This is a genomic window from Tabrizicola sp. BL-A-41-H6, assembly GCF_050632395.1.
Taxonomy (GTDB): Bacteria; Pseudomonadota; Alphaproteobacteria; order Rhodobacterales; family Rhodobacteraceae; genus JAUYQR01.
Genome location: NZ_CP192600.1, coordinates 505,614 through 529,502, shown reverse-complemented (window position 1 = coordinate 529,502; position 23,889 = coordinate 505,614). Strand labels below are relative to the sequence as shown.

General features: G+C 62.6%; 26 protein-coding genes. 8 read left to right on the top strand and 18 right to left on the bottom strand.

What is annotated here, in order from left to right; translation table 11 throughout:
- Window position 1 precedes the first annotated feature (1 nt).
- From ACROUL_RS02625 to ACROUL_RS02610, 4 genes are all read right to left on the bottom strand, one after another.
- Window positions 2-2,023 (bottom strand): FAD-dependent oxidoreductase, encoded by a 2,022-nt coding sequence (locus tag ACROUL_RS02625; RefSeq protein WP_431298001.1) that lies wholly within the window; start codon window positions 2,021-2,023, stop codon window positions 2-4.
- A 123-nt stretch (window positions 2,024-2,146) separates the two neighbouring features.
- A complete protein-coding gene (locus ACROUL_RS02620; protein WP_431298000.1) occupies window positions 2,147-2,791 on the bottom strand; it encodes an HAD family hydrolase in 645 nt (214 codons plus the stop codon).
- The gene (gene rsmD, locus ACROUL_RS02615) at window positions 2,788-3,360 is read right to left on the bottom strand and encodes a 16S rRNA (guanine(966)-N(2))-methyltransferase RsmD (RefSeq protein WP_431297999.1); all 573 of its coding nucleotides are present in this window, start codon (window positions 3,358-3,360) and stop codon (window positions 2,788-2,790) included. The genes ACROUL_RS02620 and rsmD overlap by 4 nt, the downstream gene beginning before the upstream one ends.
- Window positions 3,357-4,562 (bottom strand): NAD(P)/FAD-dependent oxidoreductase, encoded by a 1,206-nt coding sequence (locus tag ACROUL_RS02610; RefSeq protein WP_431297998.1) that lies wholly within the window; start codon window positions 4,560-4,562, stop codon window positions 3,357-3,359. Before ACROUL_RS02610 ends, rsmD begins: the two co-directional genes overlap by 4 nt.
- 80 nt (window positions 4,563-4,642) lie before the next feature.
- Here ACROUL_RS02610 and ACROUL_RS02605 point away from each other — a divergent pair, with 80 nt between their 5' ends.
- Complete coding sequence (locus tag ACROUL_RS02605; protein ID WP_431297997.1) at window positions 4,643-5,128, top strand: peroxiredoxin; 486 nt, start codon at window positions 4,643-4,645, stop codon at window positions 5,126-5,128.
- Window positions 5,129-5,131: 3 nt separating this feature from the next.
- Window positions 5,132-5,626 carry a peroxiredoxin gene (locus tag ACROUL_RS02600; RefSeq protein WP_431297996.1) on the top strand — a complete coding sequence of 165 codons (495 nt, stop codon included), beginning with the start codon at window positions 5,132-5,134 and terminating at the stop codon, window positions 5,624-5,626.
- 32 nt (window positions 5,627-5,658) lie between these two features.
- Here ACROUL_RS02600 and ACROUL_RS02595 read toward each other — a convergent pair whose 3' ends face one another.
- The 7 genes from ACROUL_RS02595 to ACROUL_RS02565 all read right to left on the bottom strand — a co-directional run bounded on the left by ACROUL_RS02595 (window position 5,659) and on the right by ACROUL_RS02565 (window position 12,292).
- Window positions 5,659-6,021 (bottom strand): 4a-hydroxytetrahydrobiopterin dehydratase, encoded by a 363-nt coding sequence (locus tag ACROUL_RS02595; protein ID WP_431297995.1) that lies wholly within the window; start codon window positions 6,019-6,021, stop codon window positions 5,659-5,661.
- A 2-nt stretch (window positions 6,022-6,023) separates the two neighbouring features.
- On the bottom strand, window positions 6,024-6,632 hold the full coding sequence (locus tag ACROUL_RS02590) for a glutathione S-transferase family protein (RefSeq protein ID WP_431297994.1): 609 nt from the start codon (window positions 6,630-6,632) through the stop codon (window positions 6,024-6,026).
- 12 nt (window positions 6,633-6,644) lie between these two features.
- Window positions 6,645-7,805 carry a GNAT family N-acetyltransferase gene (locus tag ACROUL_RS02585; protein WP_431297993.1) on the bottom strand — a complete coding sequence of 387 codons (1,161 nt, stop codon included), beginning with the start codon at window positions 7,803-7,805 and terminating at the stop codon, window positions 6,645-6,647.
- A gap of 96 nt (window positions 7,806-7,901) precedes the next feature.
- On the bottom strand, window positions 7,902-8,669 hold the full coding sequence (locus tag ACROUL_RS02580) for a glycerophosphodiester phosphodiesterase family protein (RefSeq protein WP_431297992.1): 768 nt from the start codon (window positions 8,667-8,669) through the stop codon (window positions 7,902-7,904).
- On the bottom strand, window positions 8,669-9,130 hold the full coding sequence (locus tag ACROUL_RS02575; protein ID WP_431297991.1) for a RidA family protein: 462 nt from the start codon (window positions 9,128-9,130) through the stop codon (window positions 8,669-8,671). The genes ACROUL_RS02580 and ACROUL_RS02575 overlap by 1 nt, the downstream gene beginning before the upstream one ends.
- 121 nt (window positions 9,131-9,251) lie before the next feature.
- On the bottom strand, window positions 9,252-10,535 hold the full coding sequence (locus ACROUL_RS02570) for an HlyD family type I secretion periplasmic adaptor subunit (protein WP_431301229.1): 1,284 nt from the start codon (window positions 10,533-10,535) through the stop codon (window positions 9,252-9,254).
- Between the two features lie 5 nt (window positions 10,536-10,540).
- Window positions 10,541-12,292: a type I secretion system permease/ATPase gene (locus tag ACROUL_RS02565; protein WP_431297990.1), complete on the bottom strand. Its 1,752-nt coding sequence runs from the start codon at window positions 12,290-12,292 to the stop codon at window positions 10,541-10,543.
- 148 nt (window positions 12,293-12,440) lie between these two features.
- Here ACROUL_RS02565 and ACROUL_RS02560 point away from each other — a divergent pair, with 148 nt between their 5' ends.
- Complete coding sequence (locus ACROUL_RS02560) at window positions 12,441-13,220, top strand: MlaA family lipoprotein (protein ID WP_431297989.1); 780 nt, start codon at window positions 12,441-12,443, stop codon at window positions 13,218-13,220.
- On the top strand, window positions 13,210-13,821 hold the full coding sequence (locus ACROUL_RS02555; protein ID WP_431301228.1) for an MlaC/ttg2D family ABC transporter substrate-binding protein: 612 nt from the start codon (window positions 13,210-13,212) through the stop codon (window positions 13,819-13,821). The genes ACROUL_RS02560 and ACROUL_RS02555 overlap by 11 nt, the downstream gene beginning before the upstream one ends.
- A gap of 36 nt (window positions 13,822-13,857) precedes the next feature.
- Here the strand turns inward: ACROUL_RS02555 and ACROUL_RS02550 are convergent, their stop codons facing one another.
- Window positions 13,858-16,065, bottom strand: coding sequence for a transglycosylase domain-containing protein (locus ACROUL_RS02550; RefSeq protein WP_431297988.1), 2,208 nt, complete (start codon window positions 16,063-16,065; stop codon window positions 13,858-13,860).
- Window positions 16,066-16,332: 267 nt separating this feature from the next.
- On the opposite strand from ACROUL_RS02550, the gene ACROUL_RS02545 reads away from it, so the two are divergent.
- From ACROUL_RS02545 to ACROUL_RS02535, 3 genes are all read left to right on the top strand, one after another.
- Window positions 16,333-16,671, top strand: coding sequence for a P-II family nitrogen regulator (locus tag ACROUL_RS02545; RefSeq protein WP_305567554.1), 339 nt, complete (start codon window positions 16,333-16,335; stop codon window positions 16,669-16,671).
- A gap of 29 nt (window positions 16,672-16,700) precedes the next feature.
- A complete protein-coding gene (locus tag ACROUL_RS02540; protein WP_431297987.1) occupies window positions 16,701-18,068 on the top strand; it encodes an ammonium transporter in 1,368 nt (455 codons plus the stop codon).
- Window positions 18,069-18,245: 177 nt separating this feature from the next.
- Window positions 18,246-19,133 carry a DMT family transporter gene (locus ACROUL_RS02535; protein ID WP_431297986.1) on the top strand — a complete coding sequence of 296 codons (888 nt, stop codon included), beginning with the start codon at window positions 18,246-18,248 and terminating at the stop codon, window positions 19,131-19,133.
- On the opposite strand, the gene ACROUL_RS02530 is transcribed toward ACROUL_RS02535, so the two are convergent.
- The 6 genes from ACROUL_RS02530 to smpB all read right to left on the bottom strand — a co-directional run bounded on the left by ACROUL_RS02530 (window position 19,130) and on the right by smpB (window position 23,217).
- Window positions 19,130-20,005 (bottom strand): DMT family transporter, encoded by an 876-nt coding sequence (locus tag ACROUL_RS02530; RefSeq protein WP_431297985.1) that lies wholly within the window; start codon window positions 20,003-20,005, stop codon window positions 19,130-19,132. The two genes, ACROUL_RS02535 and ACROUL_RS02530, sit on opposite strands and share 4 nt — an antisense overlap.
- Window positions 20,006-20,011: 6 nt before the next feature.
- On the bottom strand, window positions 20,012-20,152 hold the full coding sequence (locus ACROUL_RS02525) for a hypothetical protein (RefSeq protein WP_431297984.1): 141 nt from the start codon (window positions 20,150-20,152) through the stop codon (window positions 20,012-20,014).
- The gene (locus ACROUL_RS02520; RefSeq protein ID WP_431297983.1) at window positions 20,152-21,327 is read right to left on the bottom strand and encodes an aromatic amino acid transaminase; all 1,176 of its coding nucleotides are present in this window, start codon (window positions 21,325-21,327) and stop codon (window positions 20,152-20,154) included. The genes ACROUL_RS02525 and ACROUL_RS02520 overlap by 1 nt, the downstream gene beginning before the upstream one ends.
- A 22-nt stretch (window positions 21,328-21,349) precedes the next feature.
- The gene (gene sseA / locus ACROUL_RS02515) at window positions 21,350-22,219 is read right to left on the bottom strand and encodes a 3-mercaptopyruvate sulfurtransferase (protein ID WP_431297982.1); all 870 of its coding nucleotides are present in this window, start codon (window positions 22,217-22,219) and stop codon (window positions 21,350-21,352) included.
- A 102-nt stretch (window positions 22,220-22,321) separates the two neighbouring features.
- Window positions 22,322-22,612 carry a hypothetical protein gene (locus tag ACROUL_RS02510; RefSeq protein WP_431297981.1) on the bottom strand — a complete coding sequence of 97 codons (291 nt, stop codon included), beginning with the start codon at window positions 22,610-22,612 and terminating at the stop codon, window positions 22,322-22,324.
- 125 nt (window positions 22,613-22,737) lie between these two features.
- Window positions 22,738-23,217: an SsrA-binding protein SmpB gene (gene smpB / locus ACROUL_RS02505; protein WP_305567547.1), complete on the bottom strand. Its 480-nt coding sequence runs from the start codon at window positions 23,215-23,217 to the stop codon at window positions 22,738-22,740.
- 49 nt (window positions 23,218-23,266) lie between these two features.
- On the opposite strand from smpB, the gene ACROUL_RS02500 reads away from it, so the two are divergent.
- On the top strand, window positions 23,267-23,704 hold the full coding sequence (locus ACROUL_RS02500; protein WP_431297980.1) for an ion channel: 438 nt from the start codon (window positions 23,267-23,269) through the stop codon (window positions 23,702-23,704).
- Window positions 23,705-23,889 lie beyond the last annotated feature (185 nt).

Here is a 23,889-nt window from a genome sequence, read left to right as displayed (position 1 = left end):
GTCAGAGCCGGGCAGCCAGACGTGCGCCCTGATCTATGGCGCGCTTGGCGTCCAGTTCTGCCGCCACATCCGCCCCACCGATGACATGGTGGGGTATGCCAAGGGCATCAAGCTGGTTCGAGAGCTTGCGCTCCGGTTCCTGCCCCGCGCAAAGAACCACGGCATCGACCGCGAGCGTTTCAGGACGCTCGCGGTTCGCACCGTAGCTGACGGCAAGACCGTCACGGGTGATGCGTTCGTAATTCACGCCGCCGACCATCTTGACCCCCTTCATCGCAAGGCTCGCCCGGTGGATCCAGCCGGTGGTCTTGCCCAGCCGACGGCCGGGTTTCTCCGCCTTGCGTTGCAGTAGGACGACGTTCCGCGCCGGGGGTGTGGGGGTCGGTCCATTGGGTGAAAGACCGCCGCGATCCTGCCAGGGCGAGGAGACGCCCCATTCGGCGCGCCAGAGTTCCAGGTGTTCGGTGGGGCTTTCGCCGGCGTGGACAAGGGTTTCAGCCACGTCAAAGCCAATGCCGCCGGCGCCAATCACAGCAACCCGATGGCCAACCGGCGCGCCACGGAGGACATCAACGTAGCTGAGAACCGGCGCGTCCGGGTCAGTAGGGATTCCGGGATCGCGGGGGCTGACGCCAGTAGCGATGACGATTTCATCAAAGTGCTTCAGGTCCTCTGGCGTTGCCTCGGCGCCAAGACGAAGCGTCACGCCGGTCCGGTCCAGCATGGTGGCGAACCAGCGGACAAGGCCGTGAAACTCCTCCTTCCCCGGCACCTGTTTGGCGAGGTTGAGTTGGCCGCCAACCTCGTTTGCCTTGTCAAAGAGAGTGACCTGGTGGCCACGCCCGGCAGCCGTGATCGCGGTCATCAGTCCCGCCGGGCCAGCACCCACGATTGCGACGCGCTTGGGAGCGACGGTTTCTGTATACACAAGTTCGGTTTCCGCGCAGGCGCGAGGGTTGACGAGGCACGACGTCAGCCTGCCAGAAAAAGTGTGGTCGAGGCAGGCTTGATTGCAGGCGATGCAGGGGGCAATTTCAGCGGCCCGTCCGGCAGCAGCCTTGGCCACGAAATCGGGGTCGGCAAGGAACGGGCGGGCCATCGACACCATGTCGGCTTGCCCTGCGGCAAGGATCGCCTCGGCCACCTTTGGCGTGTTGATGCGATTGGAGGTGATGACGGGGATCGTCACCTCGGGCCGCAGCCTTGCGGTCAGGTGGGCAAATGCCGCACGAGGGACAGAAGTGGCGATCGTTGGGACACGCGCCTCGTGCCAGCCGATCCCGGTGTTGATGAGGGACGCGCCCGCCTGTTCGATTGCCTTGGCGAGAGTGACCACTTCGTCCCAGGTAGAGCCGTCAGGGACCAGGTCGATCAGCGAAAGCCTGTAGATCAGGATAAAGGCGCTGCCGCAGGCCTGCCGTACGCGCCGCACCACTTCAACCGGCAGCCGCATACGGTTTTCGTATGGCCCACCCCATCGGTCGGTGCGGCGGTTGGTGTGGGTGACGAGGAACTGGTTCAGGAAATAGCCTTCCGACCCCATCACCTCGACCCCGTCATAACCAGCCTCACGCGCGCGGACGGCTGCGGTGACGATGTCAGCGATCTGCTTTTCGATGCCGTCCTCGTGAAGTTCCTTCGGCGGAAAGGGCGAGATCGGCGATTTGATCGCCGAGGGGGCCACGCACTCGGGTGAATAGGCGTAGCGGCCAGCGTGCAGGATCTGCATGGCGATCTTGCCGCCTTCGGCGTGGACCGCGCCGGTGACCTGGGTATGGTTCGCTATGTCCTGATCCGAGAAAAGCCCCGCCGCACCTGGAAATACGCCGCCTTCGCGGTTAGGGGCCATACCGCCTGTGACAATCAGGCCAACACCGCCACGTGCGCGGGTGGCGTAGAACTCAGCGACACGCGCCCAGTCACCTGTCTCCTCCAGGCCCGTGTGCATCGACCCCATCAGCACACGGTTCCTGAGCGTGGTGTGGCCAAGATCAAGTGGGGCGAGAAGGTGGGGGAAGGGCATGTACAGGCTCCGCGTTTGCCAGGAGAGTGCAGGGTTTGGGCGGAGAAGTCACCCGGAACGCGGCGTCATGGGCTGGCAACGATCGGGCCAGCCGGTTGGCATGTCAGGGGCAAGGGAAGCCCGTCAGAGTCCGATCATGGCGGGAAGGTCGTTCATCCGGTGAAACAGCGTAGCACCTTCGGCGACAAGGCCTGGATGGGAGCCGAGCGGGGCGTAGCCCAAGCAGCGGATGCCGGCGGCGCGGGCAGCGCGCGCGCCGGTTGGGCTGTCTTCGATGACCACGGTGGTTTCCGGAGCGACGGCCAGCGCACGGGAGGCATGGAGGTAGACGTCGGGCGCGGGTTTCGGTCGGCCCAGTGCCTGACCGGAATAGGTGTGGCCATTCAGCCGGGGAAGCAGACCGTGCTGGCCAAGGGTGATCTGCATCTTGGGCAGGGTCCCGTTGGAGCAGACCGCGTAAGGGATGCCCGCGCGGTCAAGCACATCGAGCACGGGCAGGATGCCAGGGATGAGCGGGACACCTTCGGCGAGGCGGCGGTTGAGGCGGATGTAGAAATCAGCGACCCAATCGTCGGGCAAGGTTGCACCTTCGGACCGGGCGCGCAGGTGCAGGTCTTCTGCTGTGGCGCCGATCCAATTAGTTTCCAGCTCGTGCAAGGTCAGGGACAGGCCGTGGACCGCGAAATCGGCTTGCAGCATCAGGAAGGTTGGGCCTTCACTGTCGACGATCACCCCGTCGCAATCAAAGAGGACGGCAGAAGGGATCATGACGCGGCTTTCTGGGATGCGACCTTAAGGATGGTGACGACAGTGTCGCCGTATTTGCGATGGTCAAGTTCGTCGAACCCTTGCGGGACGGCAGGCGGGACGCCTTCTTCCCAGACGATAAGGGCATCGGGGGCAAGCCAGCCATTGGCTGCGACGGCGATCAGGGCGGAATGGCCCAGAGATTTGCCATAAGGCGGGTCGAGGAACACGAGACCATGCGGAGTGCCGGGGCCGGGGCTGGTGGCGTCGCGCTTCAGAACGGTCGTGCGGCCCTCGGCGCGCATCAGTGCGATGTTGCGCTTGATAAGGGCAAGCGCGGGAATACCGGTTTCAAGGAAGGTGGCATGGGCGGCACCACGGCTGAGCGCCTCCAGCCCAAGCGCGCCGGTCCCTGCAAAGAGGTCGAGGACGCGGGCACCTGCGACCGGGTTACCATACCCGCCGTTGATGAGAAGGTTGAAGATCGCCTCGCGCACACGGTCCGACGTTGGGCGGAGATGGGCAGCCACGTCACCCGCACCGACCGGGGCTAGATGCAATCCGCGCGATGTGCCGCCGATGATCCTCATCGTTTGAGGAGCGCCTTGAGGTCGGTACCCGGGTTGGCGATGTCGGCCTTGTCGGGGGATTTGCCGGTCTCGATCAGACGCTTTCCAACCATATAGGCGCGGGCGTCGTTCATCGCGTCTACGGCGATCAGGCGGTCGCCAGCATAATACCAGAACGACACAGCATCGCCTTCGCCGGGGCGGGTCACGATCTGGTCATAGCCGGTATTCAGGCCCGCGATCTGCAGCTTGCAGTCATACTGATCGGACCAGAACCAGGGCTTCGCTAGATAGGCCTCGTTCGCACCAAGGATATTGGCGGCGACGACTTCGGCCATGTCGATGGCATTGCCGACAGATTCCATTCGCAACCGCCCGCCACGCCACGGGAATGAGGCGCAGTCGCCGGCGGCCCAGATCGCCGGGTCCGAGGTCTGGCCGAGCGCATTGGTGGCGATGCCGTTGTCGAGAGCCAGCCCGGCGGCTTCGGCCAGCACGGTGCCAGGCAGGATGCCGACGCCTGCGATGACGAAATCGGCGGGCAGTTCGCGCCCGTCAGTCAAGCGCGCGCCAGAGACATGAGTTTCGCCCAAAAGTCGGTCGAGGCCCGTTGATTCAAGGATGTGCACGCCATGAGCGGTGTGGAGCGCACGGAAATAATCCGACGTTTCTTGTGAAGCGACCCGTTGCAGGATGCGAGGGGCCATTTCCAGTACGGTCACGTCAAGGCCAAGCTTGGCCGCCACAGCCGCCGCCTCTAGCCCGATATAGCCTCCTCCGACGATGATCAGGCGGCGGCCGGGCTGGAACTCAGCCTTCATCGCGTCGACATCGGCCAGCGTGCGCACGGTGTAGACGCCCGGAAGGGCCCCGCCGACGGCTGCGGGAAGCTTGCGTGCCGAGGAACCGGTCGTGAGAACGAGCGCGTCGTACGCAATGGCCTCATCGCCCAACTGAACAGTCTTCGCGGTGCGGTCGATGGCGGTGACGGGATGGCCGAGGCGGAGGTTGATGTCGTTGTCCGCGTAGAATTCGGGCGAGCGGAGCCAGAGGCGTTCCTCCTCCATCTCGCCCATCAGATAGGCTTTCGACAGGGGCGGGCGCTGATACGGCGGGGCGGGTTCGTCGCCAATCAGGGTAAGCGGGCCGGTGTGGCCCAGCGCGCGAAGCTTTGCCACAAGCGCTGCACCCGCCTGCCCCGCTCCGATTACAACCACCCGCATTGCAGCATTTCCTCTGGCCGACCCAACGGACGGACCCTATATCCCCCATCTGACCTAACGCAACGCACGAGGACGCAATCATGACGATTTCTGTTGGGGGCAAGCTGCCCGAGGCGACGCTGGTGGAAATGGGCGCAAACGGGCCTGAGACGTTCTCGCTTTCGTCGCGTCTGGCTGGGCGGAAGGTGATCCTGTTCGCGCTTCCCGGGGCCTTCACCGGACCGTGCACGACCGCCCATATCCCAAGCTTCATCCGTACGGCGGACGCGTTCCGCGCCAAGGGTGTCGAGGAAATCATCTGCCTTTCAGTGAATGATCCCTTCGTTCTGAAGGCGTGGGGCGAATCCACGGGGGCCACGAAGGCAGGGATCAGCCTTGTTGGTGATGCAGACGGGTCGTTCACCAAAGGGTTGGGCATGGATTTCACCGCGGCGCATCTTGGGCTGGTCGGGCGGTCGAACCGCTATGCGCTGGTCATCGAGGACGGCGTGATCACCAAGGCCAACATTGACGAGCCGGGAGTGTGCAACATCTCCACCGGCGAGGCGCTGCTGGCGGAGATCTGAGGCATGGCCGAGGTGCTTCGGGCGGGGATGGCCCTGCCCGACGCCACCTTTCTGCACATGCGGGAAGGTGGCATGGTTTCGGTGCCATTGCGCGAGTTGCTGGCGGGGCGGCGGGTAGTGATCTTTGCCGTTCCGGGGGCGTTTACGCCAACCTGCGACAGCGCGCATATGCCTAGCTTCGTACGCAATGCAGATGCGCTGCGCGCCAAGGGGGTGGACGAGATCATCTGCATCTCGGTCAACGACCCGCATGTGATGCGGCGCTGGGCCGAGGCGACAGGGGCCACGGCGGCGGGCATTCTTGTGATCGCAGACCCAGCTGCGGCTTTCACCAAGGCGATCGGCATGGAGTATTCCGTGCCGGAACGTGGGATGCTCGACCGCTCGCGTCGCTATTCGCTGCTGGCGGTGGATGGCGTCGTCGAAGTTCTGAACCTTGAGGAGACCGCGGGCGCTTGCGAGATTTCAGCCGGCAATACCATGCTCGGGCAAGTCTGACGGTTCATTGCTTGAAAAAGGGGCCTGCGCGGTCATCGGGCCGCGCGCGCCTGGCATAATGATTGCACAGGCTGGCCGTGGTCGCACTGCACCTCTGCTTGACCGGCGAATCTGTCCATCGCTTCGGCGAGCTTAAGATCGAGATCGCTCAGGCCATGGCAATCATGCGTCGTGAGTGTCACGTCGACGACGTTGTAGACATTCCGCCATTCCGGGTGGTGGTTCAGCTTTTCGGCCAACAGCGCGGCGCGGGACATGAAACCCCACGCTTCCGAAAAGTTGCGGAACTTCCAGACCTTGCGGATCGCGTCTCGGTCAGGAACGGCGGCCCAGCCGGTTTCGCCCAAGCCCGGCAGTCCGGCATTGCGTTCAGCAGGCGTCAGAAGCGTGGCCATGTTTACTCTTTCGGCAAAAGCGCATCGTTGAGTGCTGTCGACCGCGCGAGCGCGGGGCGCTCGGTTAAACGAGACCAGTAGGCGTTGAAGGCTGGGCGGGCTTCGATCGTCTTGAAGCGCATGCCCCAACCGATCTGGCTGCCGATGTAAACGTCTGCGGCCGAGAATTCGTTGCCGCAAATGAACGAGTGTGCATTCAATTGGCCTTCCAGCGTCTCGAGCACTGTCGGAAGGCTGCCGTAGCCCACCATGCCGCGCCGCTCTGGCGGCACCTCGACGCCAAGCGACTGGTTGGTCACGGCGGCCTCGACCGGGCCTGCACCAAAGAACATCCAGCGATAGAAGGTGGCGCGGTTGGCAGGCATCAGTCCGGCGGCGGGAAAGGCGTCGGCCAGCACGGTGATGATCGCGGCAACCTCGGTCACGATCTCGTCGCCGATCTTCAGGCTCGGCACTTTGCCCATTGGGTTTATGGCACGGTAGGCCGGGGCTTTCATCTCAGGTCCGAACGGGACGAGGATGGTTTCATAGGGTTCGCCGACCTCCTCCAGCATCCAGTGGACTATCCGGGCGCGGCTTTGTGGATTGGTGTAGAAAGTCAGGGCAGGCATCGAAACATCCTTTCAATCTTCCGAAGCGACACGGCGGAAGGGGCCATAGGCTGTAAGCACCTCGATTTCTTCATCAACCGCGCGGCGCTCTTCGGCCAGATAGCGGGCGACAGCCTTGCGGAAACCTTCGTCGGCGATCCAGTGCAGCGAATGCACCGGTGTCGGCAGGTAGCCGCGCGCCAGTTTGTGCTCTCCCTGCGCACCCGCTTCGACCCGTTGCAGACCGTTCTCGATGGCCCAGTCGATGGCCTGATAATAGCACAATTCAAAATGCAGGCAGGGGTAATCCTGGGTCGCCCCCCAGTAGCGACCGAAAAGCGTATCGCGCCCGATGAAGTTCAGCGCACCGGCAACCGGGCGACTGCCGTCGAACGCGAGGACCAGAAGCATGTCATTGCGCATGTTGTCATGAAACTGGGTGAAGGCGCGGCGGGTAAGGTAGGGGGTGCCCCATTTCCGCGCCCCGGTGTCCTGATAGAACTGCCAGAACGCATCCCAGTGCGCAGGTTCGATCTCCTCGCCAGTCAGCGCGCGGATCGTGAGGCCATGACTGCGGGCGGTGTCCCGCTCTTTGCGGATCATCTTGCGTTTGCGGCTGGCAAGCTGGGCGAGGAAGTCGTCAAACGTTGCATAGTCCTGGTTTTCCCAATGGAACTGCTGGGTGACGCGGTGCAGCGTGCCCTCGACGCCGGCAAGGGTTTCAGCCTCGGCTTCGGTGCAGAACGTGACGTGAAGCGACGAGAGTCGGTTCTGCGCGGTGACGTCGATTGCTGCGCGAAGCAGCGTTTCGGCATGTTCGGGCGCGCCGAGGAAGCGGCGCCCGGTCGCTGGGGTGAACGGCACGGCAATCTGCAGCTTGGGGTAATAGCGGCCCCCTGCCCGCTCATATCCCTGCGCCCAACCGTGGTCGAAAATGTATTCGCCCTGGCTGTGCGATTTCACATAGAGCGGCGTGACGGCAATGAGTTGCCCGTCCCGGCGCAGTGCAAGCGGCTTCGCCTGCCAGCCAGTGCCTGCGCCGGTGGAACCCGAGCTTTCCAGTGCCGCCAGAAAGCGGTGGGTTATAAAAGGGTCAATCGGTCGACCGTCCGCCTGTTCCGGCGCGGCAACCGCATCCCACGCGGCGGCCGGGATTTCGGCAAGGCTGTCATGAAGCGTGAGGTCAGTCATCATAGCGGCCTTCGTAGCTGCGGGCGGACGTGGTGAATTCTGGTCACTCTCGCCAGTATGATATCTCGGAAGAGGAAGCTGTGGCGGGTTTCGCTGGGGTCAAGCGGTGCGTGGCAGGTAGCCTTCGAAGGTAACATTCTGCGCGATGCGGCGCGCCTCAGCCTCGGCCTCAGGCGAACGGATCGTCCAGCACAGGATCGTCGCACCACTCGCCTTTAGATCGGCCACGCGCTCACGGGAAAGATCGGCCGCTTCATGACTTATGAAGCTGGAAAGGGTGCGGTCAAAATCGGGAATTTCGCGAAGGCGCGCGCAGGTTTCCGGCGAAAGCGGCGCCCAATCGGCAGGGTCATAGGCCGAAGTGGTAAGTCCGCGCGGCAGACCGGGGGCAAACCTAGCCATATGCGCCACCGAAAAGGGATTGAATGACATGACGGCCACCGGGCCCTGGTACAGCGAAAGCAGCGCTGCAATTGCGGCCTCGAACCGGCCATCGGTGTCCGACATTGCGTGCGTCTGGTCCTTGATTTCGATCAGCAGCGGCACGCGACCAGCGACGATGGCTAGCGTTTGGGCCAACGTCGGAATGGTTTCATCGCAATCGCGCAACGGGATGCGGGTTAACTCCTTGGCAGGGTGGTCCGAAACCGGGCCGGTTTCGCCTGTCAGACGGTCAAGCTCGTCGTCGTGAAAGACGATCGGAACTCCGTCCGACGAAAGCTGGATATCGATCTCGATCCCGTAGCCCGCGGCAATCGCCGCACGGATCGCACCGAGAGAGTTTTCCGGACGCCGCTGGGCGCGATCGTGCAAGGCGCGGTGGGCGATGGGCAGGCTGAGAAATCCTGCCGGCAGCGGGACGCGCATCAGCGCAGTTCGAAGATAGCTTCGATTTCCACTGCGACACCCAGTGGAAGCGAGGCCGCCGAAACGGCGGAGCGTGCGTGGCGACCGGCCTCACCCAGAACCGCGACGAGGAAATCGGAGGCGCCGTTGATGACCTTGGGTTGATCGGTGAATTCAGGCGTGGAATTTACGAAACCGACCAGCTTCACCGCTTTCGACACGCGCGAGAAATCGCCGCCGCAAGCTTTCTTCAGTTGCGCAAGCAACGAGATGGCGCAACGCCTTGCTGCATCCGCGCCTTGCTCGACTGCAAGATCATCGCCGAGGCGTCCCTTGATCAGGCCGCCCTCGTTCTGGCTGATCTGGCCAGAGATATGGACAAGGTTTCCGGTGATGACAAAAGGCACATAATTGGCCGCCGGGGCGGGCGCGTCGGGAAGGGTAACACCGAGTTCGGCGAGGCGGAGGTCAATTGGGTGCATTTGCGGCTCCTTGCGGCTGAGGCGAAGGTAAACCGATGGGGAAGGTGGGGGCAAGAGCACCGGTTCACAAGCCTGCGTCCCTGCCACCGACCGGCCAGAACCCTTTTGCTGGCCTCATCGGTCAGCTTTCACGCATCGCGCGTGAGAAATAAGTTGTGAATGGCTGCAGCAGGTAAGCCATCGGCGTTCGCGCACCCGTTTGGACAAAGACAGTGACCGGCATTCCGGGCACGAGCCTGCGCGGCGCAAGACGCTCGGCTTGCGTTGGGTCGAGCAGGATTTCGACCCGGTAGTATTGCGGACCACCATTTGCGTCGGACAAGGCATCTGCAGAAATCACCGTCACCTTGCCAGTAAGGCGCGGGGCGTCGTGATCGGCCAGCGCAGCGACCGATACTTCCACGTTCTGGTCCAGCCGGACACTTTCGATATTGACGGGTGCGATTTTCGCACTGATCACCAGCGCGCGGTCCTGCGGGACAACGTAGAGTGCGGGCTCAGCCGCGCGCAGAACTGCGCGCAGGGTGGTGATTTGAAGGCCAAGTACCAGGCCATCAACGGGCGCGCGCAGCTCAAGTCGGGCCATGCGGCCTTGGATCGCCCGCTTTCGTTCCGTCAGTTCGAGAATGACGGGAGCATTTTCGCGCAGTTGAGCGACTGCCTCCTCGGTGCGCCTTGTGCCCAGGTCGGCGATCTGCATTTCAACCTCGGTGATCAGGCCAAGAATCTGGGCGCGCGCGGCAACAAGATCGCCAAGCTGGCCCTCCAGCCGGGCGATCTCGCGCCGGAGCGGCAAAAGCGCGCCCTCTATGACAAGTCCTTTGTCGGCAAGCTGTTTCTGGGTGGCAAGCTCCGCCGCCATGAGGGCTGACTGGTCGCGGACCGCAGCGATCTGTGCAACGATCCCGGCAGATTGCGCCCGATATTCATCTATGCGGCGGTCCAAATGCAAAGTGGCATCGATCAAGGCGGCGCGTCTGGCCGCCCAAAGACTCAGTTGCCCATCGACTTGCGCGGCGATCTCGACGTCATGCCGGGCCCGCACCGTCATCTCTTTCGGAAATGCCGGGGCTGCCAGCCCGTCGCGTTCCGCCACCAGACGCGCCCCTTCGGCGGCAAGTTCAGAGAGCCGGCCTTCGACAACAGCAAGTTCCGAGTCCAGCGCGGCCCCGTCGAGCCGCAGCAGGACGCGTCCTGCGGTGACGTGGTCACCTTCCCGCACAAGAATGTCGGTTACGACACCGCCGTCCGGGTGCTGCACGATTTGACGGTTTCGCTCCACTTGCACCCTGCCTTCCGCGATGATCGCTCCGGCGAGGGGCATTGAAACGGACCAAATGCCAAGGCCGGCAACAAGCCCGAAGATGGCCAAAAGTCCAAGGACTAGCGGCGCACGGATCGACATGTCACTCATGCAGCACCGGCCTGGGCAAAGATGCGGGTGATATCGCTGGCATTGCGAACCATCTCGCGCAGTACACTGTCGCGCGGGCCCATCGCTGCGACTTTGCCATCCTTCAACACCAGCAGAGACTCGCAGTCCTGCAAGGCAGCCGGGCGGTGGGCCATGATCAGCACGATTGCACCGCTCGCCTTTGCACCGCGGATGGCTTGAGCAAGGGCGGTGGACCCTTCGACGTCGAGGCTGGAATCAGGTTCATCCAGAACCAGCATCACCGGGTTGCCGTAAAGCGCGCGGGCCAGACCGATACGCTGCATCTGGCCACCCGAAAGCCCGCCTCCGCCGGGGCCTACGATCGTGTCATAGCCTTGCGGAAGGCGAAGAATCATGTCGTGCGCCGCAGCCAGATGTGCTGCGGCCACGATGTGGGCAGGATCAGCGCCGGTGTCGAGGCGCGATATGTTCTCCGCCACCGTGCCTTCGAACAGGATAACGCGTTGCGGGAGGTAACCGATGGCGCGCCCAAGGACCGATGGCTCATACTGATCGAGCGTGGCGCCACCAAGACGGATATGTCCCGCAACCGGCTTCCATATCCCGGTCAGCGCGCGGGCCAAGACCGATTTGCCCGCCCCCGAACCTCCGATGACGCCCATTGCCTGACCAGCGCTCAGATCAAGGCCAATGCCGCGAAGCAAGGGCGCGTTTCCACCGGGCGGAACGATCGTCAATCCGGCAACCTCGAGCCGCGCCGTGGGTCGCGGCAGCGGGGTGCGCTGTGGGTCTGCTGGCGCGTTCGCAAGCAAGGCGGCAAGTCGCAGGCGCGCTTGCCTGGCGCGGGCAACGGTGGCCCACTGCGCGACAATCATTTCCAGCGGTTGCAAGGCACGCCCCATCAGAATGGACGAGGCGATCATCGCCCCACCGGACACCTGACCGCCAATCGCCAGGTAAGCGGCAAGCCCGAGCATAGCCGACTGCAGGAACAGCCGGAACGTGCGGGTAAAGACTGCCCACCGGCCCGCGATGTCCGCCGCCAAAAGGCTGTGCCGCTGTGCCAACTCCCTTTGCGCACGCCAACGGGCAAGCGCCGCCGGGGCCATGCCAAGCGCATATGTGACATCAACCTCTGCCTTCAAGGCATCACTTTGGCGGTCGGCCGCAAGCGCGGCGCGATTGGCATTCAGCATCGGTTTGTCTGTGGCCCGCTGATTAAGCCAGCCCGCCAACAGCAGCAGAGCACCTCCCGACGCGGCCAGCCAGCCGAGCCACGGGTGAAAGACAAAGATCGCCGCGATGAAAAGCGGCGTCCACGGTGTGTCGAGGATCGCCAAAAACGCCGGAGACGCCCAGAATCGAGCGATCTCATTGATATCGTTCTGGGCCGAATGTGCCGCCGAATCGTTGGGCACTGCGCGCAGCCGTGCAAGCGCGGCCGTAAGCACCCGACCATCCAGAGACGTCTGCAGCCGAGCAGCGATGCGGGCCGTTATGCGGGACCGCGCATGATCGATAACCCCCATCAAGACGAACATACCGGCGGCCAACAAAGAAAGCGCTACCAGCGTTTCCGACGATCTTGAGACGAGCACACGGTCGTAGACCTGAAGCATGTAGAGCGGCGCCGTCAGCATCAGCAAGTTCACGAACACCGAAAAGACGAACGCCACCAACAGGGCAGGTTTCAGAACCTTGCGCGCTGCATACAGCTCCGCTGTGCCGGCGGACGCTCCTGTCGTAAATCCTGTCTTTCCAGACATGCCACGCACTCTACCTTTCCAGCGTCATTCTGCCGCCCGTCGCACGGCTGCAACGCAGGACGGTTGTGTTGGCGAGGTCACGAACATATGCCTTGTCAATTCCTGCCAAGTCCTGTGCTAAGGGCTTCTTCGTTCGGACATTAGGTGCATGGGTCTGAGGATTTTCTTAATTCGGTCTGATGCCCTGCACTTTGCAGGCGCCTTGACGCTTGCGGCGTTCGTTGCAGGGTGTGCTGGCACGCCCGGGCCAGGCGAAATGAATGACCCATACGAGCAGGCCAATCGCGAAGTGCATGAATTCAACCGGGGTGTGGACAGCATGCTCTTCGGCCCGGCATCTAAGGGATATGGCGCGGTGGTACCGGACCCGGCCCAGCGCGTAATCGCCAACGTAGCAAACACGCTGGATCTGCCGAGCGATATCACCAATGATCTCTTTCAGGCGAATGTGGGCGATGCAGCCATCAACTCACTGAGGCTGGCCGTGAATTTGACGATGGGCGTCGTGGGCCTCTTTGATGCCGCAACGGCACTTGGCTTACCATCGAGGCCCACAGACTTCGGCGAAACTCTGTCGGTCTGGGGCGTAGGCGAAGGCGTTTATCTGGAGCTTCCGCTGTGGGGACCATCGACTTCGCGGGACGCGACCGGGCTAGTTGTTGATTTTATTCTCAACCCGGCTCGTCAAGCGCTACCTTACCGTGAGTCGGCTGTTGCAACCGGGGCGGAGATTTTCTCACTGCTTGGTGATCGGGATCGCTTCTCCGAGACGGTCGAATCCATTCTATATGATAGCGCAGACAGCTATGCTCAGGCGCGGCTGCTCTACCTCCAGAACCGCAGGTTCGAGCTTGGCCAGGTGGAAGCCGGCAGTGCCGCAGAAGACGATGCATTCATTGATCCCTATGAGGACCCTTATGCCCAATAACTCCCATTCACCGTCGCGCCGCGCCGTCACAGCCGGGTTGCTTGCAATTGTGGCAGCGGCCGCGCTGCCCCGCACCGCCGCGGCACTGACGGTCGATCAGGCCAAGGAACTGATCGACAAGGCCGTGGGGGATGTGAACCGGATCATAAACTCGGGCAAATCACAGAACGCCATGTATCCCGAGTTCGAAAAGGTGTTCACGCGCTACGCCGACGTTCCAACGATTGCCCGCTCGGCGCTGGGGCCGGCTGCGCGATCGGCGTCAAAGGGGCAGCTTTCCGCCTTCACAAAGGCGTATCAGGGTTATCTGAGCCGGAAATACGGACGCCGCTTCCGCGAGTTCATCGGTGGCAAGATCGAGGTGAATGACGCCCGTGCGATCAAGAGCTATTACGAAGTGATCTCGACCGCCTATCTGCAGGGCGAGGCGCCGTTTGACCTGCGTTGGCATGTGTCGGACAAGTCGGGCAAGAACCTGTTCTTCAATATCATCATCGAAGGCGTCAATATGCTGGCGTCCGAGCGCACCGAGATTGGCGCATTGCTTGATCAGCGCGGTGGCGATCTCGATCGCCTGATCAACGACCTCAAGGCCCTGTAAGGCAGCGCGCGGGCCAACCCGGCCCGCGCGCGTCTGTCAGTTGCCCGTGCCGAGAATGTCTTCGAGTAACTGCTCGACGATATCCTTTCGCCCAGCATCGCTGCCCATGTCAGGCATTGGATCGACGTATTCCTCCGGCAGGGCATCTGTGTATGTGGGCTCTTGATAGTTCGGGTCTGCAGCCACGTACTTCGACGGCGGAATTTCCATCTGCAGTGGCGTGGCAGGCAGGCCTTCGTTGATCCGCATCATGACCTCATGCCAGATTTCCGCAGGCAAACCGCCGCCGGTCACTCCGGTAAGGGGCGAGTTGTCGTCGTTGCCCATCCAGACCCCAACCACGTAATCGGCGGTGAAGCCCACAAACCACGCATCCCTCGCGCCCTGAGTTGTGCCGGTCTTGCCCGCAGCGTCCCGGTCCTTCAATCGCGCACGCTTGCCGGTGCCCGAGATCAGAACCTCAGACATCATGTAGGTCAGTGCGCGCGCGGCCGTTTCGGAAATGACCCGCTCGCCGATACCACCACCCTTGCCGAACAGTACCTCGTCGTCACCCTGAAGCCGCAGTTCGTTCAGTCCGTATGGTGTCACGGCAGAGCCACCGTTCAGGATGCCGGCATAAGCGCCAGTCATTTCGATCAGCGTGGATTCCGAGGCACCGAGCGCCAAGGCCGGGCCGTCCGCCATGTTCGAGGCGATCCCGAATTCCGTTGCGACCTTGCGCACAAGGTCACGCCCGACCGCCTCGGAAACGCGGACGGCAGGGATGTTGCGGCTTTCCGCCAAGGCCTGCGTCAGGGTGATCACCCCTTTGTATTCCTTGTCGTAGTTCTGCGGTGTCCACGGCCCCGAACCGGGGATGTTGATGGTAAGCGGAATATCTTCGACATAGTCCATCGGCGACCAGCCAAGGTCCATCGCCACGGCATAAGCGAACGGCTTAAACGCGGAACCGGTCTGGCGCAGCGCTTGTGTGGCGCGGTTGAAGTCGCCCGCGTTCGGCAGATTGCGGCCACCGACCATTGCGCGCACGGCACCATCCGCGCTCATCACCACGATCGCGGCCTGCGCCTTTGATCCGGCCTTGACCTTGGTATCGAACACATAGGCCAGCGCCTCTTCGGCTTTCTTCTGCAGGCCCTGATCAAGGGTGGTCTCGATGATCACGTCTTCCGTCGTATCGCCCGCCAGAAAATCCGGCGCGGTGTCCATCACCCAGTCGGCAAAGAAACCGCCGGTCTTTTGCTCGGCTGCGTTCGACAGCGATGCCGGCTTGTCGCGCGCCTCGTCCGCCTCGGCGGCGGTCAGATAACCCTGCTCTTCCATCAGCCCTATCACCACATTGGCGCGGGCGCGGGCGCGCTCAAGGCTGGCCGTCGGCGCAAAGGTGGAGGGAGCCTTGAGAAGGCCCGCCAGCATTGCGGCTTCGGCAATGTTCACCTTGTTCGCCGACTTGCCGAAGTACCGTTGAGCCGCCGCCTCGAAGCCGCGAGCGCCGGCGCCAAGGTAGGCGCGGTTGAAGTAGATCGTAAGGATTTCCTCCTTCGAATACTTCGCCTCCATCGCCATAGCGTAGGGTACTTCCTTCAACTTGCGCCAAATGCCCCCGCGGCGGCAGTCGGCCTCATATTCCTTTTCGGATTTCCACGTCGCCGAATCGTAGGGAACCCCCAGGCACAACAGCTTGGCAACCTGCTGGGTGATGGTGGAACCGCCGTTGCCTTCCAACGGGCCGCGCCCTTCGGACAGGTTGATGCGGATAGCGCTGGCGATGCCGCGCGGGCTGATGCCAAAGTGCCAGTAAAAACGCTTGTCCTCGGTTGCCACCACGGCGTCGTGCAAGTAGGGCGAAACGGTATCGGCTGTGATTGTGCCCCCGAATGTCTCGCCGCGCCAAGCGTACACCTTGCCCTCGCGGTCAAGCATGGTGACTGACCCACGCGCCCTTGCATCCAAAAGGTCGGCAACTGGCGGAAGCTGAGCGTAGAAATAGAACACTATCCCCGCAAGGATCAGCGCGCTGACGACCCCCAGTCGCCAGATCACGGCCCAGACCATCCGCCACAACGCCAGAACCGCGCCAACGACAAACCCATGTTTGCGCGGTGGCCTCCCACGTCGCTGTCGGGTCGGCTTGCGGGACGGTTCGGCAGGTTTGCGCGGCCCGCTGCCGCCCGCAGTTGCCTTGGTCGCATAGCGCCTGTCAGCCACCAAAGGCCTGCGCCCGCCACTCTTTACCGCCATGCCCGCCTGCCCGCCATTTTGCGCGATCTGATTGCGCCCAAGGATAACCGGGATTTTCGGGAAAGCACAGATTGGCGCGGCTCGATTCGGGTTCACCCAGCGCTTAAAATTTGGTCACCACCTCCAAAAAGTGCAAAATTTGTGCAACTGAGCCCCGCGTCCGGCCGATTCTCGCCGCGGTTTTCTTGTGCTGCCCGCTCGTTGCCCTGCCACATCAAATCCAGATCCCGCGCCCTCGGGGGACCGCAACGACAGAAGGGGAAAGATGTGAAGCTCATTATCGCAGCGATCAAACCGTTCAAGCTTGAGGAAGTCCGCGAAGCGCTGACAGCCATCGGCGTGCGCGGAATGATGGTGACCGAGATCAAGGGGTTCGGCAGCCAGTCTGGCCACACCGAGATCTACCGTGGCGCCGAATACGCCGTAAATTTCGTGCCGAAGGTCCGGTTGGAAATTGTCGTTGCCGACGGTTTGGCCGACCAGGTTGTCAGCACCATCCAGAAAACGGCGAAGACCGACAAGATCGGCGACGGAAAGATTTTCGTCCTCGACGTGCAACATGCCGTGCGGGTGCGCACCGGCGAAACCGATGACGATGCGCTGTGATGCGCGTGGGGCAAGGGGAAACCACTGACATGATGAAACTTGCGAAATATTCTGGCTTGGGCGCGCTGGCAGCGTCGCTGTTCGCCAGCCTGCCTGCATGGGCACAGGACGCGGCGGCCGAAACAACCGAGGCGGCAGCCGATGTCGTGGCCGAGGTCGTCCCTGTGATGGACAAGGGTGACACCGCGTTCATGATGATCTCGACCGTGCTGGTGCTGTTCATGATCCTGCCGGGTCTGGCGCTGTTCTACGGCGGCCTCGTGCGCACGAAGAACATGCTCTCGCTGCTGATGCAGTCGACGGTTATCACCGCACTGGTGATTGTGATCTACGTTTTCTGGGGCTACTCGATGGCCTTTGGGGATGCACCGTCGCCCTACTGGGGCGGCCTGGGCAAGGCGTTCCTGTCCGGCGTTACGCTGGAATCGATGGCGGCCACCTTCTCGGCCGGGTTCGTGATTCCCGAATTCGTGTTCATCTCGTTCCAGATGACCTTCGCCTGCATCACCGCGGTCCTGATCGTCGGCGCCTTTGCCGAGCGGATCAAGTTCGGCTCGCTTCTGGTGTTCGTGGCATTGTGGGTGACGATCGTCTACTTCCCGATCGCCCACATGGTCTGGGATTCGGACGGGCTGATCTACGGCTGGGGCGCGCTTGATTTCGCTGGCGGCACCGTGGTGCACATCAACGCCGGTATCGCCGCGCTGGTTGGCTGCCTGATCATCGGCAAACGCGTCGGCTACGGCAAAGACAACATGGCACCGCACTCGATGACCCTGACGATGGTCGGCGCGTCGATGCTGTGGGTGGGCTGGTTCGGCTTCAACGCCGGCTCCAACCTCGAAGCCAACGGCGGCGCGGGCCTTGCGATGATAAACACCTTCACGGCCACTGCCGGTGCAACGCTGGCCTGGGTACTGGTCGAGATCGTGGCGCGCGGCAAAGCGTCCATGCTGGGTGCGGTGTCGGGTCTGGTCACAGGTTTGGTCGCGGTAACGCCGGCAGCGGGCTTTGCTGGGCCGGTGGGTGCGATCGTGCTGGGCGCAGTTGCCTCTGTCGCCTGCTACTTCTTCGTATCGACCGTGAAGCACAGACTGAACTACGACGACAGCCTTGACGTCTTCGGCATTCACGGCGTCGCCGGCATCATCGGGGCGATCGGTACCGCGGTGGTCAACGATCCGTCGATGGGCGGTATTGGTTACGGCGGCGCAGCGATGGGCACACAGATCATGGTCCAGATCCAGGCTGTGTTGGTAACGATCATCTGGTGTGGCGTGGTGTCGGCCGTCCTGTACTACGCCGTAAACGCGGTAATGGGTCTGCGCGTCAAGGAAGAGCAAGAGCGCGAGGGGCTCGACCTCACCTCGCATGGCGAGCGCGCTTACAACATGTGACTTTGCCGGGGCCGGCCGTTGCTGGCCTCGGTTCTGCCTGGCGGGATCTCCTCCCCCTGCCAGATTACCTGAACGGCCCGTGGGTCCTCCCCCCACGGGCCGCTTTTGTTTCCTGATGGCCCTGTCACCCGTCCGGGCACGTTGCTAAGGTGTACCCCCAAGCCGAAAGCCACCAAGATGACCAGCCCCTCCATCTCCCCGTCGCCGCGCAGTGAAGGCGCGCTCAAGGGGGTGGCGCTTGTCGTGGCGGCAACCTTCCTGTTCGGACTGTCAGATACGGTCAGCAAGCATCTGGCGATGCTCTATGCGGTGCCCTTGCTGCTTGCGGTGCGATACTCCGTGAATCTTGTGCTGTTGATGGGGGTGATGATGCCGCGCCACGGCACTGGGCTTTGGCGCACGAACCGGCTTGGGCTCGTGGTGCTTCGGGGTGCCTGTCTGGCTGCAGCGTCGATAAGCATGGTTTTCGCGCTGCGCGTGATGCCTGTGGGTGAAACCGTGGCGATCATCTACATCGCACCGTTTCTGGTGATGCTGGCGGCTGGTCCGATCCTTGGCGAGAAAGTAAGCCTGATCGGCTGGCTGGCTGCGACCTGCAGCTTTCTGGGTGTGCTCATCATCGCGCGGCCGAGTAGCGGGCTTGATCCGATTGGCGTTGCGCTGTGTCTCGTGAACGCGGGCTGCGCCACAGTCTACCACCTTCTAACACGAATGCTGACACGAACCGAAACGACGATGGCAATGCTGTTCCACACGGCACTGGTTGGAACGGTGGTCTTCGCGGCGTTCCTGCCATGGTCGCTTGGCGGGGCGATGCCATCTCCCTTCGACGCTGGATTGATGGTTGTTCTGGGCGTTCTGGGCACTGTCGGGCACCTGATGTTCACCGCAGCCTATCGCGAAGCCCCCGCCTCGCTTCTGGCGCCAGTGAATTATCTGCACATCGTCTGGGCGGCGATCCTCGGCTGGCTTGTGTTTTCGCACATGCCAGACGGGCTGGCGCTCATCGGCATGGCGATGATCATGGCATCTGGCGTGGCCGTGGCGGTTCTTGCCGGGCGCTAGGCGAAGCTGATCAGGGCGGTTCCAGCCACCGCAAGGGTCGCGCCAACCCACGCGGCGACGGTGGGCCGCTTGCCCGTGGTGGCCCAAAGCATCGGCAAGATCAGGATCGGGGTGGTCGACGACAGGGTCGAGACGATGCCGACATCCCCGCGCGCAAGTGCGGCCATCAGGAATGACATGCCGATGAACATGCCAAGGATGGCCGAGCCGCCAATGTTCAGCAATTCTGATCGGCCAAGCGGCATCGCCCGCCGGGCCATTGGAGTCACCATCAGGGCAAGAAAGAACGCAAAGCCAAGGCCGGACCGGATCGCCATGGCCGTCACCGGCTCCACCCCAGCCGCCATGGCCGGACGGGCCAGCAGGCTACCCGCCGCCTGCCCGACCGAGGTGATGACACCAAGTGCTATTCCTTGCCAGAACGGCCGGACGCTGCGCCCGACAACCTGCGCGTCAGCCGGAGCGGTGATAGACAACATGATGCCGAAAACGATCAGCGCGATGCCCGCGCCCTGGCCGGCCGATACCGTTTCGCCCAGCGCCACATACCCCATCAAAAGCGCGAAGGGCGACGCGAGCGTGAAAAGCAGCGCCGAAATGCGCGGCCCGGCAAACATGATGGCACCGAAATAGGTCAGCGAGGCCAGCATGATGCCAGCAGCCGACGACGCGGCAAGCAACCCGAACTGCCACGCAGCCACCGTCTGCCAACTGCCAAGTAGCGCCGAAACAACAAGTGTCACGGCAAACGCGATCCCCATCTGCCACCGCGCAAGCTGCAGGATCGCAACCCGGCCGTTCACCCGGTCGATCAGCATTGCCGAAAGGGCAAACGTCGCCGCCGCGCCAAGGGAAAGGACTATGGCAAGCATGATGTGTCAGCGGCCGATCACAAAGCGGGCAACCTCATTCATCAGCGCAGGCACGTGCCACCGATCGCGACGGCCAGTCGCTCCGATGACCAGCGGCACCACCGGCTCAATGGCGTTACCGAAGCGGTCGGTGGCCGGTGCAATCATCACAGCACCGACGCAATCGCTTTCGCAAGGATAGGCAGCGTGCGGGCATTCAACCCTGCTATGTTGATCCGGCTGTCCGAGACCATGTAGATCCCATGCTCTTTCCGCAGTAATTCTACCTGAGCTTCGGTCAGGCCCAGCCGGCTGAACATCCCACGATGGCGTGCGACGAAATCGAACCGGTCGGAGTTCGTCGCCTTGCGCAATTCGTCCGCCAGCGTCTGTCGCAGGTTCAGCATGTTCTTCCGCACCTCCTCCAACTCGGCCTTCCATTCGGCAGTCAGCGCCGCATCTTCAAGGATCATCGTCACCAGCCGCGCGCCATGGTCAGGCGGAAACGAATAGTTCTGACGGTTCAGAAAGGCGAGGTTACCCTGCACCGTGGCCCGTCGCTCAGGGCTGGTCAGCGCGATCAGCACGCCGGTGCGTTCGCGGTAAATGCCGAAGTTCTTCGAACAGGAGGCTGCGATCAGCACCTCTGGAAACCGGGCTGCGATCATTCGCGTCGCTGCGGCGTCCTCCTCAAGGCCGTCTCCAAAACCTTGGTAGGCAAGGTCGATAAATGGAATGGCGCCCCTATCGGTCAATAGTCTTGCCACCTGATCCCATTGACCGGCGTCAAGGTTGGCGCCCGTAGGGTTGTGGCAGCAGCCATGCAGAAGAACTGCATCGCCAGCCTTCACATTCGACAAATCCTCCATCAACCCGGCAAAATCGATGCCCCCGCCCGCCACATCGAAATAGCGGTATTCAGCCATCGGCATCTTCAGATACTTGATGATCGACGGGTGGTTTGGCCACGTTGGGTTCGATAGCCAGACCGTTGCCCCCGGCGCGGCCAGCCGGATCAGTTCCAGCGCCTGCCGGATCGCCCCGGTGCCGCCGGGCGTAGCCACCGAGGCTGCCCGGTCAGCATATCCGGACCCCAGAATCATCGTCACCATCGCTGCGTTGAAGGCAGGTTCCCCCGCAAGGCCGGTATAGGTTTTCGTGGTCTCGGTTTCCCACAGCTTCTTTTCTGCCGTCTTCACGGCGCGCATCACCGGGGTCAACCCGGTCGCATCCTTATAGACGCCGACGCCCAGGTCGATCTTGTCGCCCCTGGGGTCATCGCGAAACATCGAGATAAGCTGCAGGATCTTGTCCTGTGGCTGCGGGTTGAGGGATTCAAGCATTGCAGACTCCGGTAGAGCAGGCCTAGGCCTGCGGGCCCTGTTCGACTTTCAGGTCGTCATACATGCCCCACTCGGCCCAAGAGCCGTCATAGAGCGCATGGTTGCGGTGACCGATCCGTTCAAGGGCAAGCGACAGGACCGCTGCCGTGACACCCGACCCGCACGAGGTGACTGCGGGCTTCGCAAGGTCGACCCCCGCCGCCTCGAACACGGCCCTCAACTCGGCTGGGGCTTTCATCGTGCCGTCAGCATTCAAGACCGTGGCAAATGGCACGTTCTTCGCGCCCGGAATGTGACCCGAACGCAAGCCGGGGCGCGGTTCGGGCACTTCGCCCCGGAAACGCGGGGCGGATCGGGCGTCGATGATCTCGGCTTCGCCCAGCTTGGCTGCGTGGGCAACCTGCGTCACGTCCTTGACCAGATGGTTTTGGCGGCTGACCGTGATGTGGCGGTCCTTCACGATCGGTGACATGTCCTCGATCTCGCGGCCCTCGGCGCGCCATTTGGGAAAACCGCCATCAAGCACGGCCACGTCGGTCTTGCCCATCAGGCGAAACAGCCACCACACACGGGCGGCACTGAACAACCCCGCCCCGTCATAGACCACGACCTGATGTCCGTCGCCCACACCCATCGCGCGCATACGGCTGATGAACTTCTCTGGTGGCGGCGCCATATGCGGCAGGGTTGAACGCAGGTCAGAAATCTCGTCGATATCGAAGAACCGGGCGCCGGGGATGTGGGCAGCCTCATACTCCGCCCTCGCGTTGCGTCCGGCATCGGGAAGATACCAACTGGCATCAAGTATTCGAAGGTCCGGGTCGCGCACATGCTTGGCGAGCCAGTCAGTGGAAACCAGTGTCTTGGGATCGTCGACGGGGGAAGACGTCATGGCAACCTCGCGAAGTATGCCGGGGGTATACCGGCGAGCGGTGGCGCGAAGCAAGCCTGCAAGGGATCGCGGGGCGGCGCCTATCCGCCCCGCTTTGATTGCTCAGGCTTTGACCAGCATCTTCTTCACGACACCAAGAAGCGCCGTCAAGACAGCGCCGCCCACGCCACCACCGGCAACCGCCTGAATGATCGCACCCAGGTCAAGCCCTGACGCAGCCGCAGCCGCATCTGGTGCCGCCCCGCCAAGCATCCCCATGAGGATGCCACCTAGCCCGCCGCCAATACCGCCAACTACTGTATTGCCTGCAGTGCCAAGGCTGAGGTTCTTCAGCGCTGCACCTGCGGCATTGCCGCCCAGAAGACCTGCGACAATCTGGATTATCAGTTCCATACCATTACCTTCCCTTGCTCGCAGGCCTCCCTAAGGGGGCCCGCTGTTTCCCGGACTAAGCGCCGGTAGGCGGAAACTTGCCAGATTGATGCGCATCCGGCAACATTTCCGTGATTGGCAACGGATTAGTTCTGGTTGTTCTGCTTCATAAGCCGCGCTTTCTGGCGATCCCAGTCGCGCTTGGCGCTGGTCTCGCGCTTGTCGGCAAGCTTCTTGCCCTTGGCTATTCCCAGCTTCAGCTTCACGATGCCCTTGTCGTTGAAGTACATCTTCATCGGCACGATGGTCATGCCTTCGCGTCCGACGGCGTTCCAGAGGCGGCTGAGTTCCTTGCGCGAAACCAGAAGCTTGCGGCGGCGGCGTTCCTCGTGGCCCCAAGTCTTGGCCTGCAGGTAAGGCGCGATGTAGCCGTTGATCAGCCACAGCTCCCCCCCCTCGACGGACGCGTAGCTTTCAGCGATGTTGGAACCGCCCTGACGCAGGCTTTTCACCTCGGACCCAAGCAGCATAATGCCAGCCTCCAGATCGGCCTCGATGTGATAATCAAAGCGCGCCCGGCGGTTTTCTGCGATAAGTTTCGAATTGGGATCGGATTTTTCGACCATGATGGATGTCAGATAAGGACGCGGGAGCCCTGTGTCCAGAAGGGATGACATGCTGATCCAGATCGTGTTGGGGACGGGGGTGCTGCTGGCCAACATCACGGTGGCCGCGGTGGGGGCGTTCTTGCTGGAGGCGGTGTTCCAGCGGGCGCACCCTTGGCTGATCGCACCGCCGCAGCGGCCGAAGCTGCTGCTGTTGCTGATCGGAGTGGGGGTGTGGGTGCTGGCCTTGATCACGGTGGCGGTCTGGATCTGGGCGTGGGCGCTGTTTCAGCTGGGGGCGTTTGCCACGCTGGAGGAGTCGATGTATTTTTCGCTGGTCGCATTTTCGACGCTGGGGCTGGGGGATGTGGTGCCACCGAAGGAGCTGCGGATCTTTGCGGCGATGGCCTCGGTCAATGGGTTCTTGAGTTTTGGCCTGTTGACGGCCCTTCTGGTCGAGGCCTTGCGGCAGGTGCGGCTGGCCCAGCTTGAGACGCGGCGAAGGTGAGTGTCCCACCGTGGGACACTTTTCAAGCCATTGATTTCATTTGATGAAAAATCGACTTTAACGCTATGTTAGGCCGTTCAGGCGCCGAAGGGCTGGAACGGGACTGTCCAGTGGACAGTCACTCTGCCCGATTGCCCGGGGCCGCAAGGTGGAGGGCAACAGGGTGGCAGGCAGCCGCGCCCTGA